The 12,103-nt window shown below is 46.2% G+C and carries 10 protein-coding genes and 1 pseudogene; 8 read left to right on the top strand and 3 right to left on the bottom strand.

All coding sequences use genetic code 11. The features are described from left to right. Positions 1-60 precede the first annotated feature (60 nt). From NDI48_13245 to NDI48_13220, 6 genes are all read left to right on the top strand, one after another. A complete protein-coding gene (locus NDI48_13245) occupies positions 61-840 on the top strand; it encodes a cysteine hydrolase (GenBank protein MEP0832167.1) in 780 nt (259 codons plus the stop codon). 202 nt (positions 841-1,042) lie between these two features. Then, the gene (locus NDI48_13240; GenBank protein MEP0832166.1) at positions 1,043-1,498 is read left to right on the top strand and encodes a cupin domain-containing protein; all 456 of its coding nucleotides are present in this window, start codon (positions 1,043-1,045) and stop codon (positions 1,496-1,498) included. A 111-nt stretch (positions 1,499-1,609) separates the two neighbouring features. Continuing rightward, a complete protein-coding gene (locus NDI48_13235; protein MEP0832165.1) occupies positions 1,610-3,301 on the top strand; it encodes a CocE/NonD family hydrolase in 1,692 nt (563 codons plus the stop codon). Between the two features lie 75 nt (positions 3,302-3,376). After that, positions 3,377-4,498: a hypothetical protein gene (locus NDI48_13230; protein MEP0832164.1), complete on the top strand. Its 1,122-nt coding sequence runs from the start codon at positions 3,377-3,379 to the stop codon at positions 4,496-4,498. 4 nt (positions 4,499-4,502) lie between these two features. After that, positions 4,503-4,874 (top strand): hypothetical protein, encoded by a 372-nt coding sequence (locus NDI48_13225; protein MEP0832163.1) that lies wholly within the window; start codon positions 4,503-4,505, stop codon positions 4,872-4,874. A 7-nt stretch (positions 4,875-4,881) separates the two neighbouring features. Next, complete coding sequence (locus tag NDI48_13220) at positions 4,882-5,631, top strand: hypothetical protein (GenBank protein MEP0832162.1); 750 nt, start codon at positions 4,882-4,884, stop codon at positions 5,629-5,631. 301 nt (positions 5,632-5,932) lie between these two features. Here the strand turns inward: NDI48_13220 and NDI48_13215 are convergent, their stop codons facing one another. Beyond that, entirely contained in the window at positions 5,933-6,754 is an 822-nt protein-coding gene (locus tag NDI48_13215; protein ID MEP0832161.1) for a nucleotidyltransferase family protein, read from the bottom strand. Positions 6,755-6,990: 236 nt separating this feature from the next. Here NDI48_13215 and NDI48_13210 point away from each other — a divergent pair, with 236 nt between their 5' ends. Together NDI48_13210 and NDI48_13205 are read left to right on the top strand one after the other, a co-directional pair. Beyond that, positions 6,991-7,734, top strand: a complete 744-nt coding sequence (locus tag NDI48_13210; GenBank protein MEP0832160.1) for a metallophosphoesterase — start codon at positions 6,991-6,993, stop codon at positions 7,732-7,734. Positions 7,735-8,301: 567 nt separating this feature from the next. Then, entirely contained in the window at positions 8,302-8,568 is a 267-nt protein-coding gene (locus NDI48_13205) for a hypothetical protein (GenBank protein ID MEP0832159.1), read from the top strand. 344 nt (positions 8,569-8,912) lie between these two features. On the opposite strand, the pseudogene NDI48_13200 reads toward NDI48_13205, so the two are convergent. Both NDI48_13200 and bchD read right to left on the bottom strand, forming a co-directional pair. Beyond that, positions 8,913-9,062, bottom strand: a pseudogene (locus NDI48_13200) (IS5/IS1182 family transposase). Positions 9,063-9,857: 795 nt separating this feature from the next. Further along, positions 9,858-11,906, bottom strand: coding sequence for a magnesium chelatase ATPase subunit D (bchD, locus tag NDI48_13195; protein MEP0832158.1), 2,049 nt, complete (start codon positions 11,904-11,906; stop codon positions 9,858-9,860). Positions 11,907-12,103: the final 197 nt, after the last annotated feature.

Genomic DNA, 12,103 nt, shown 5'->3' with positions numbered 1-12,103 from the left:
ATGCATTTGGCACCAAAATAACGGTGGACTTATAAGCTGAATTTCCTTCGATAAAACAAGATGAATCGACCCCTCCGTACTTTGGGCGTGCTGCCAAATGCTTGGGCCGTGAATGAGACGATCGCAGATATTACCCGCCCACCCCTTCCACCTGTGATCATTACTTTGACCACAGAAACCAAAACGCTGCGGATAGATCTAGCGAAAGTTGCCATTCTAGTCATTGATATGCAGAATGATTTTTGTCATCCAGACGGCTGGTTGGCTCATATCGGCGTTGATGTCACCCCCGCACGGAAACCCATCGACCCCTTGAACACATTACTCCCCCAATTACGAGCCGCCCAAGTTCCGATCATTTGGGTTAACTGGGGAAATCGTCCTGACTTACTGAATATCAGTGCTGGACTGCGGCATGTTTATAATCCGACGGGCGTTGGTGTAGGACTGGGCGATCCGCTACCGAACAGGGGTGCTAAAGTTCTGACACTGGGCAGTTGGGCTGCCGCCATTATCGATGAACTAGAACAGGCTCCAGGCGATATCTTTGTAGATAAGTATCGAATGAGTGGCTTCTGGGATACTCCCCTAGATAGTATCCTTCGCAACCTGGGTAAAACTACACTTCTCTTTGGCGGAGTCAACATTGACCAGTGTGTGATGGCAACTCTACAAGATGCTAACTTCCTGGGCTATGACTGCATTCTCGTCAAAGACTGTGCAGCGACTACTTCTCCTGAATATTGCCTACAAGCAACGATTTATAACGTTAATCAGTGCTTTGGCTTTGTCACAAATTCTCAATCAATTATCGAAGCGATTAAATTAGGAGATAAATAGCACAATTGAAGGATAAATTTGCTTTTCTGTTGATAAGCTTCAGTTTAAACACAGGTTAAATCTTGGCAAGATTGAGAAAGTTGAAGTTGACATAGTAACAATTTATACCGTTATTAAAACAAAATTGAGCCTTCAATTGTATAACCTTCAACTTTCAACCTCATCACCCACCACCTACCACTAATTTTAGGAGTAAATTCCTATGAACTCCTCTCGTTGTATGATTCCCGTAATCAAGTCTTCTAAAGACTATCAGGCTTATCGCATCAGCCCTCAGGATACAAATCGTTTAGCCATTGTATTTGAGCCAGCAACCGCAGATGCCTCTTTAACGGTTTGTGTGGAAATTTTTGATCAGGGGGGCAAAACTCCGCCCAATCGCCATCAATTTGCAGTTGAAATGTTCTTTATCCTCAAGGGAGAAGGCTTAGCCATCTGTGACGGAAAAACTGTTTCGATTCAGGCGGGAGATAGTTTATTAGTGCCACCCACGGGAATTCATGAGCTGAGGAATACGGGTTCGGGTCGCTTATATGCGCTATGTATTATGGTGCCCAATGAAGACTTTGCTGAATTGATTCGCAGTGGCATTCCTGTGGAATTGGATGAGGAGGATTTGAGAGTACTCAACCGAACTGACGCTCTGGTGCCATGTTAAAGAATTGACACCGAGCAACCCATAACCCTTAGAATATCTATCGCTAGATTCCCCCTTAATCTCCTGGATGTGTTGGAGAATTCAAGGGGGATTCGTTTAACCCATCACTCCATGTTGAACGTTAAGAAAGAAACAGCATCGATGCTGACGCGGGATGGCGTTCGGTTAGATGCAGATATTTACCGTCCCGATGCTGAAGGTGAGTTTCCGGTATTGCTGATGCGTCAACCCTATGGACGTGCGATCGCATCCACCGTCGTTTATGCTCATCCTATCTGGTACGCGGCTCATGGCTACATCGTTGTGATTCAAGATGTGCGAGGACGCGGTACATCCCAAGGAGAATTCCAACTATTTGTCCACGAGACGGAGGACGGCGAAGATACCGTCAACTGGGCAGCCGCGCTACCGGGTAGCACGGGACAGGTGGGCATGTATGGCTTTTCTTACCAAGGCATGACTCAGCTTTATGCCGCCGCCGCTAAGCCATCGGCTCTTAAAACCCTTTGCCCTGCGATGATTGGCTATGACTTGTATACCGATTGGGTTTATGAGGGGGGTGCCTTCTGCTTACAAGCCAATCTGGGCTGGGCAATTCAGCTTGCCGCAGAAACGGCGCGGCTACAAGGCGATCCTGCTGCTCATTTGACCCTTTACACGGCTGCCCAGAATCTACCCTTGTATGAGTCTGTGCCTAACTTGGAGGAGTGCGTGCGGAAATTCGCACCGAATACCTTTTATCACGAGTGGTTAGAACATTCCAAACCCGATCAATACTGGGCAAAAATTTCCCCCAAGGGTTACTTGCAAGAGGTTGACTTGCCCATGTTCCATATCGGGGGATGGTTTGATATTTTTTTACGCGGCACACTCCATTGTTACAAGGACTTTGCGGCACGGAGTACGACTCGCCAACAGTTGTTAGTTGGGCCGTGGGCGCACTTACCTTGGAATCGCAAAGTGGGGGCTGTAGATTTTGGTGCAGAAGCCGCGAATCCGATTGATGGCCTGCAACTGCGGTGGTTCGATCAGTTTCTCAAAGGCATTGATACCGGGTTATGGGATGAACCGCCCGTTCGTTTATTTGAGATGGGCAGTAACCACTGGCGTAATTTTGATCGTTGGCCTAAAAAAAATCATGGAAAGTATTTTTTGTCAAGCACTGGACTTGCGAGTATGCGGGAAGATTCAGGCACTCTAGTCGCAGAAGAAGCCGAATCAATTCCAGATCCGATCCCCCCCTTAAAAAGGGGGGAATCCCAAATCCCAAGTTGCTTTGATGTGTTAGTTCACGACCCTTGGCGACCTGTCCCAGCCTTGGGGGGTCATGCCGCTGTGCCTTCGGGGCCATTTGAGCGATCGCATTTAGATTGCCGTTCGGATGTCTTGACTTATACCACTAAACCCCTAGGGGCAGACTTGCATTTAGCGGGGGATGTAGCGGTTGAGATTTGGTGTCATGCCGATAAACCCAGTCATGACTTATGTGCCATTCTCTCGGAAGTGCGACCCGATGGGCGCGTCTACAATTTGACACAGGGTTATCTTCGGGTTAATTCTGTTCAGGACGAATTTTTGCAAGTTCAACTTCAGGCAACGTGCTGGAAAATTTCTCAAGGTCATGCATTGCGGCTTAGTTTGAGTGCAGCTTGTTTTCCTGCCTATCCCATGAATCCGGGTACAGGTTCACGCTTGGGAAGCGATCTGTTGATGGATGCTCAAATTATTACTTTGACGGTATTTTCTGGAAGCGATCGACCTTCGCAGGTTTTGTTGCCTGTGGTTTCGGCTTCTTATGATTAGTAGGGTGGGGACTGCTAATAAAAACCTGTATGGTCTTCAAGCAGCACATCTGTCAAAAAACTAGCAAGAAATCTTATGAGTCCTAATGCCTTCGTGGATAATGGCTTCCCTTCAGGCATTGACTTCTGTGTCCAATTCCTTTCCAGCCCAGAATTCAATGATGTAACTTTACGAAACCTGGCTCCGTCAGCATCAAGTAAGGAAAAGAAGCACGACCTTGCCTTGCGTGTAGCTCGTGCTCTGGAACAAAGTCAACTTACCCCGAACCAAGTTCTGCTTGAGTATGTAAAACAACCAAGGAGGTGGTTGAGTCTAAAGCAAGGACAATGTGAAAAAACACCCCATCTAAAATCTCCGGCTCAATTACTTTGGGAATTTGGGAAACAGGGCTGGTATGGTCCAATCACAGACTCTACTAATTTTCGGAAATGGTACATTCATATCTCTAAAATCTCTGACTACGTTCATAGAGGAAGTGGTGAAGCTAGCCAACTTGAGCAACGATATATTCGCTGGTCTGTCATTGCTGAAGTTAGTCGTAATTACGTTGCTCTACATTGGCAAGGATTTACATTCACTGAGATAACTGAGGATTCTAGAGATCAAGCAGTACAGTTTCCCTTCTGGCGTTATATTCCCAAAGTTTTTGATGAACTGACTGAGCACTTACAAGGTTATTGGGTTCACCCCAATCTTCATCAATTAGTTCTACAGGATATGTGGAACAAATATCTTGACAATTTCCATTACAGATGGCAACACTTGCGGATTAGGGCAGAAGCAGATGGGGTGGCTTTGAATGCTCATAGTTCTGGCGTGACGGAAGTTAATGTAATGGGGTTACAGGCACTGGCACGAAAACTAGCGGAGTCTGCATTGGAAAGACTTGGACAGCCAGATAATTTCGAGCAAATCGGTCATGTTGAAAATGCTCTTTTGCGTACTCTTATAAAAGAGTGGGGCACTAAGTCTTATGAATTTAGCCTGGACAGGAAACCCAATTTGAGCGAAGCTAGCTCTCAAGACACAGACAATCAGCCTAAATTAGAGAATCTATTCAAGGCACACTGTTACTTTGGACTCAAGCGTGATTCTACCCAAGATTCTCTTCAGCACCTAAAGTGCCATTCAAGATACTATGGAGGTAGTACTGGTGTACTTAAATTTCTCCTCAGGGAACTTGGACTCCGAGGCTAAGGCAATGTCCCGCTTCATTTGTAAAGGACGGTTAGACTTCCTGTCTAGCGAACAGAAGGCTGAACTTAGTCGGCACTTCAGGAAGAGGAAGCAGGGTACACAAGCCATGCCACATCAGCTTGCTGTTCTTTTGGGGCTAAAATATGCCCATGCATTGGCGATTTTAACTGTTCTTGAGGCAGAAGGGCTTTGTGAGAATCAACTTCTCATTTATCACAAGTGTGATCCGGAGGTGCCAGCAGGGGCAATTCCGTATGGCAAAGGCTTTCCTGATTTACCTTGGCCTTGTCCTTTGTGTGAAAAGGTAGTCGAAGACTCCAATGAGTTGTCTTTTGATGTCATGGCACAGTCCACTCACCAAATCGAATTTGTCTAATTGAGTCATGCCTAGTCAAGAGGAACTCGTTCAATCCGTTATCGATGCTTTAGCACTTCTTGACAAAGACGATCCGGCATCAGATAAGCTAGCAACTTATTTGTACATTGCAGACAGAAGACTTTCAGATTATCTCGATCAGCTCAGAGAGTTCACACAACTGGAAAATCCTACACTATCGGAAAGTAAAAAAGGTGGTGAGCTGCTAGAACAAATTGCCTTTCTGGTCTTTAAGGGATTGAGGGGAGCCACAAGTTTAAAGAGCTTTCAGTCCGCAGGTCCTCAATATGATCTTCTAGTCAGTGGAGACCAACCAGCTTGGTTACATGTTTGTAATCTGCTCTATCTTAAAGAAAACCAGAGAGGTATAGTCGTCGAGGCAAAAGCAACGAAGCAACGATTGCCGGACAAACAGTTTGCGCGACTGTGCAGCCTCATGGAGCTAAATCTCTCAAGTACAGTTGGTCTTGGAGTGTTCTTCACACTGAAGGGAGCAGCTGGATTCCCTCACAAGGCAACCTCTAGAGAGCGATCAATCAGAGATTGTCGCCTGCGTCAGGTGCTTTTTCATGCTAAGACGCAGAAATTAATTGTTGTCCTAGATAAAGATGATATTTTTGAGCTAGGTAAAAATGGCACTTTAATTCAGATACTCGTGAGGAAGATCAGAGATTTATGCGAACTCAGTGGTCTTCCAACTACTCCAATTTGTGAACCCAAAGAGATAGATTTGCCCAAGCATCTGAAGCAACTATAGCCAGTAGAAATCAGTACTTACAGAAATTTGCATCTCGATGAAATTCACTGGTGTAAGGGCGCACAGCCGTATATCCCTACCTAACCTACCTCACTGAATTGAAAACTGCTGTAACAATCAGATCGAGTTTTGCTGCTTAGCTATTGGCGGCGATCGCTTGATGGATGCTCAAATTATTACTTTGACGGTGTTTTCTGGCAGAGATCGCCCTTCTCAAATGCGGCTACCTGTGGTTTCAGCTTCTGGAGGATAAAATCAGGTACATCGATTCAGGGGGTGGCAACCTCGTCTAAGACAAGACTTAGCATTTTTCCTTAGCCGACTTCAAGTGCGCTATCCAATGAGAGAGTTCTGCGGCTGTCATACCCCCTCTGGGAGAAAGTCGCGCATCCTGATATCCCCATTGCTCCACATCAATCTCATAGTGTAATGGTGATAGCAGCGTGCCTTGACAAAGTTTTTCTTTTTTAGCAGGCGTGTTTACCTCGTGCTGTAAGCGCTGGGACAGTTCATCCATCACCCAATTCGGAATCCGCGATCGCTCTCCAGGATAGATGAAGCCAAACAAAATCAGATGGCTGAACAACACTCGCCACTGGGAACCGAAGCGCTGGAGTAAACGCGACCAATCCAAGTTTTCACTACAGGCGCGTATCAGGTGTGCGACATCGGGACCATCAAAGCGATCGCGTGCCATAACGAACGCTTTTGACCAGATCATTTCCTCTGCTGGACATAGCCGAACCGGCGTGCCTAGAACTTCTTCCTCAACGGCATATTCAAACCAAATGTCATCAACCTCACCATTGCCGTTAGCACAGTTGAAAATAATATCGATAAAGTCCTCACCACAGAAAACTTTTGCCAGCCAGTGAGACGCGGTAGATTCGGTCTGGTAACCCTGCTGAGAAAATACCTCTAAGATGCGTGAACAATCCCTGGGGTGAACAAACAAGTCTAAATCCTTTGTTTGACGTACAATTTGCGTGTAACGCTTGAACGCATACCCACCACCGACGAGAAAGGGTATTTGAGCTTGGCTTAAAACATCGAATGAGCGACAGTAAAAGGCATGGGTTTGAGGATCGAGTTCGTCTTGGCTGAGTTTGTAGGATTGCATCATAAAAATTGTCCCAGAGGCTTTTCTTGCTTTTGGGTACCCTTACACCCTGAAAGCCGTTGGGCAACCGAAAGCTTGGTTTCATAATGCTTAATGGTGACCCAGAACCCAGAGCCTATCCTCAATCTAGAGACCGAAACCCAATGAAACTCAGCCATGAAAAATACTCCCAATGAGGCATGAAAGCCATCCCTCCCCCTGAGCGATATGAAGATAAAAGGACTTTGAGGGAGAAACGGATGGCAGACACACAAGAGGTAGTGCGTTTGGCGGCAGTTGGAGATATTCACTGCACTAAGACCTCTCAGGGGAATTTACAACCCCTGTTCTCAAAAATTACAGAGAGTGCCGATGTGCTCCTGCTATGTGGCGATTTGACAGACTATGGACTGCCTGAAGAAGCTCATGTGTTAGTGAAAGAATTATCCGCTGTCAGAATTCCCACCATTGCCGTGTTTGGCAACCATGATTATGAATCTGGAAACCCAGAGGCAATCGAGCAAATCCTGTCTGATTCAGGTATAACCATCCTCAATGGCGATACCTGTGAAGTTCAGGGTATTGGCTTTGCCGGTGTCAAGGGATTTGCTGGAGGCTTTGGCTCCAAGGCTTTAGGTGCCTGGGGTGAGGACATAATCAAAAATTTTGTGCATGAAGCCGTGAATGAAGCCTTGAAACTCGAAGCTGCTTTAGCCAAGTTAGAAACACCCCAGCGTATCGCCGTACTTCACTATTCTCCCATCCAGGCGACTGTGGAGGGAGAACCACCAGAAATTTTTCCCTTCCTGGGTTCTAGTCGTCTGGAGGAACCCTTAACTCGCTATGCGGTGACCGCGGCTTTTCATGGTCATGCTCACCACGGTCATCCAGAGGGGCGAACGAGGAGCAACATTCCAGTTTACAACGTGTCTATGCCGCTTTTGAAGAAAGCTTTTCCAGATCAACCTGCGTTTCGTCTCTTGGAAATTCCCACAACACCTTAGTCACGCACGGCGAAAATTTTCCTCCAAGTTCTCATTCACCAGTTAGGATTGTTTACATTTCTAAGGTTTGTGTCTCTGGCTTTCATCTGAGAGCAGGTTGGAAACATAGGCTCACGGGAGCAACAACATTTCGTACAAAACTGAAAAGATGTATAGTGCTGTGCCTCTACTAGGCTTGCGTTGAGGCACTCTTAAATTTTTCAACATCCTGTTAGTAATTGACCTAATCACACAGGGATATCGTCTAACGCTGGCAAGATTACCCGAATCTCAATGATGGCCTTTGATTTAAGAATTCTAGGGTCTTGTTAATGTATTGAAATTTTTAAAAGTATTAAATAAGATTTCAGTCAGAGGTATTTCTATATACAAAAATTAACTTTTTTTGGGTGGATTATATCTGTAGATACATGAATTAGAGGTGATAATAAATCCCTAGAGAGAGCCCTTGAGATTTATAGTTTGCTATAACAGGAGTAGGCAATCCTCGTAATTCTTGCTCGTTGAATTCAAGGAAGCCTGAAGGGATTTCTATAACTGAATATATGCAATTGTAAGGAGATTGAAATGCTCGGAGAAATGTGTTGGCTACCTTTGTTAGGTACTGATGGAGACAAAATCCTGCACTTGAGAACGAATCCTAGTCAACCTTGGCAACCCTACACCGCCTATCCCCAGTTTTCGGTTCCAGATTATGAAATCCCGAAAGGGACTAAGGGATGGGCAACCTACCAAAAATTGATGCAGCAAAAGTGGACTTTGATACCCAGCGATCGGGCATTGCAAGCGCTTTCGTTATCCAATCAGAGATTAGATCAACGTAGAGCTAGTTAAGTGAGCTGTTGATTATTGTCCTAGCTTAACCTCAAGCTTTGACGCTAAACAATAGGGAACATTGCTGCGTTTGCAAACCAGGGTGCGTAAGCTACAAAGTGCAGAATGCTCATCACTTTATTGTTCTATCTCCGGAGTTTTGTTGTCCATTTAAATCCAGGATTTGTTTTAAGGCTGTATCCTCCTCTTTATGAGGAGGATATTGTTATCGATGCCTTTTTTTTAATTAGGGCTTGCTGAATAAGTCGGAGAAAAACAACCGATGGATTAAATAGTTATTTAAGACTCAAGTAAAGATGAGTGTTTGTTGTTAAAAAGTCCCAAGATTATAATCTTTAATAATAACGGTCTAAAAAGACATATCCATTTCTTAAGCTTACTGATAGTTTGGCTCCAAATTCCACCGGAGTCCCGGCTTTCCCTCTGACAATGGGACGGATATGCGGTTGACTTAAACTGACTATTCTGTCCTGAATTTTCTGTATTCTATTATCTTTTCTGTTTTGACTCTGGCTTGATTTAATAGACTCAAATCATTAGTCAATTCCGATCTGACCTAGAGGCGTTAGGATTTGATGTTGTTAGCGATCGCGATATGTGGAAATTTACCCATATCCGCGCTTTGAAAACGGAACGTAAACCTCAAGATGGACTAGAACTCCGATTTTAGCTAGTAATTGCATCAAATAATGATCCTTTATCTTGCAACCTCAGTTTGGAGATCGATTGCCTTTGGCACAAACACCTTAACTGACTCGAATGATGAATTGCTCGACCTAGAGCTATTAATCCAGTTGTAGCCGCAATAAAAGCAACACCGACTAATAACACCATCAAATTTAAGGGAATTTGATGATTGAACTGAAACCTTTCCCACCTTTTGCCGTTAACTTTAATGTAGAAAACTACCAGAATGATATTGATTAATCCCCAATCGACTAGTAGGCTCCAAAAGTTAATGGATTGAAATAGGTTCAAAAATTCGGTAATAGCAGTTAAGATTACACCCCAGACAAGAGCGCCTAATAATATTGAACTACGCCAGCAATTATTTTTATTAAAGAGTAAGAATAAAAGAATCCAGGCAGTTACAGGTAAAACAATCCACATATTGAATTAATATGGGTCAGATTAACCAGTAACTGACCTTAAGGGGATACAGCTGTGAATCATGGCACTAAGCTAATCGGCATTTAAGTTGCATTATCCAGGAAGCAAGGCAGAGGGCAGAAGGGTTAAGAGTTTTGCCCTCATCACGAAGGTGTGCAATTTAAATGCACATCAGCTTACTACCGAGACTTCATATCCGCGATCGCACCTTTTGCCATTGCCGCGATCGCTCGATCCGTTGCCTTCGGTAAGTGGTAGTACTTCCCTCCCGCGTTTTTCGCTAATTCCTTGGCAAAACCCGTCGAAACAAACTTATTTTCCGTATCAATCACCAACAGTTGAATCCCTAGCGCCCGAATTCGCGCCGCAATATCCAACAATTCTGCCTTAATATCCGGCTTTTCCCCTTCTGCGATCGGTTCGCCCAAGGAACGCGCCAAGGGAATATTCCCTCGTCCATCGGTGATTGCCACAATTACCACTTGCCCGATATCCCCAGACATCTGGGCATTCATCCCCACCCTAACCGCCTGAGTCAAACCATGCGCCAAAGGGGAACCCCCTCCGCAAGGCAAGCGCTCTAAACGTCCTCGTGCCAAAGCGATGGAACGAGTTGGGGGTAACAACACCTCTGCCTGTTCTCCCCGGAAGGGAATCAGCGATACCTGATCTCGGTTTTGGTACGCTTCTGTTAATAGCTGCATCACCGCACCTTTAGCAGACTGCATTCGGTTTAGCGCCATCGAACCCGAAGCATCCACGACAAAAACCACCAGTGCTCCTGCTTTTCTGGCTAACCGCTTGGAGCGAATATCCCCTGATTCCACAATCACCTTACGTCCCGGTTGACGCTTGCGCCGACTAACCTGGTAAGGTGCTGCTGCCCTCAGTGTGGCATCCACTGCAATTCGTCGCACTTTCCCTTTCGGCAACATGGGCTTCACATAGCGCCCCCGATCATCGGAGAAGATGATGCTACGACTCCCCGATTTACCCTGACGCTGTGCCATTTGAGCAAAATACAGCACACTAGGGTCGAGCAGGACTCCTTCTGGGTCAAAAACAAACTCTTCCGGGATGCTAGGTGGTTCTTGCTCCTGTTCTTGGTCTTCCTCTTCTTCTTTCTCCTCCTGCTCATCCTGTTCTTGTTGAGAATCATCTTGAGGGGGTGGGGGAGGAGGGGGTGGTTGTTGTTCTTCGGGTGGCGTCTGAATTTGGGTGGCACGAGGCACAATCACCAATTCCACCGCACGGCGCAAATCGTCTGCAATCACATTCTGCCGCCCATCTAAAGCGGTACAGGCTTTAGCCACTCTTAGCGCAAACAGTTCCGCCCGATGTCCTTGGACAACCCCTCGAATTGCTTCATCAACGAGATAGGCAATTTGGTCGTGGGTGACGTTGACCTCTTTGAGCCACTCTCGCGCTAGGATGATTTGGGTTTTCAGGTCATCCGTGTCTGCGTTGTATTGTTCAAGAAAGGCTTGGGAAGATTTGGCAAATGCGATCGCCTGATCTACTGCCTCGACTCGCTGATCTAATGACAAAACCCCGTCCGCCGAAAGCGTAATCGCAATTCTATCTAATAAATGTTCCCGCAGTGGCCCTTCTTCCGGGTTATAGGTGGCAATCAACAGCGGTTTGCAAGGATGCTGAAAACTAATCCCCTCCCGCTCAATGATGTTGCGCCCTTCCGTTAAGACACTCAGCAATTGATTGGCAATTTGGTCATCGAGCAAGTTAATCTCATCTACATACAGAACACCCCGATGCGCCTGCGCCAGCAAACCGGGCTGAAATACCGTTTCTCCCTGCTTCACCGACTGCTCCACATCTACCGAACCCAACAGCCGATCTTCGGTTACGCCAAGGGGAATTTGCACGAAGGGGGCGGGGATGATTTCGGTGGGCAGTTCAGCAATAGTAGAGATGGGGGTTGTCCCATCTTGCCCCGATAAATACTGAGCCAACAGATAGTCATCCCACTCATGGGGGTAACGGGGATGGCAGTTACAGATCGAATCTTTGACGACTTCAATGGGGGGGAGCAAGGCATGGAGGGCGCGTGCCATCACGGATTTAGCGGTTCCCCGACGCCCTGCGATCGCAACTCCTCCCAGTCCAGGATCAACCGCCGCCAGTAGCAGCGCGAGTTTAATGGCTTCTTGTCCAACAACAGCCGTCAGGGGGAAGGCAGAGACAGTCGAGGAGATAGTAGGCGCAGGCATTAGTTCAATCTTGGCGAGTCCATGTTTTCGGCATCTCAATCCCTACAAGAAATTGTCATGCCAAAACCGTTGTCAGTGGTGCAGATATCATTGTACGCCTCAAAGCGTGTTTGAAAAGCAGGGGCTCGCTCCGTGGGGTATGTTTCAATCCCTGATAGGGATTTTAGTCGATTTCAACCCGCCAGCAATGATGTAGA

Origin of the sequence: Microcoleus sp. AS-A8, assembly GCA_039962225.1 — a bacterium.
In the GTDB taxonomy this organism is placed as follows: Bacteria; Cyanobacteriota; Cyanobacteriia; order Cyanobacteriales; family Coleofasciculaceae; genus Allocoleopsis.
The sequence above is the reverse complement of the archived record's forward strand: the minus strand, read 5'-3'. Positions and strand labels throughout refer to the sequence as shown.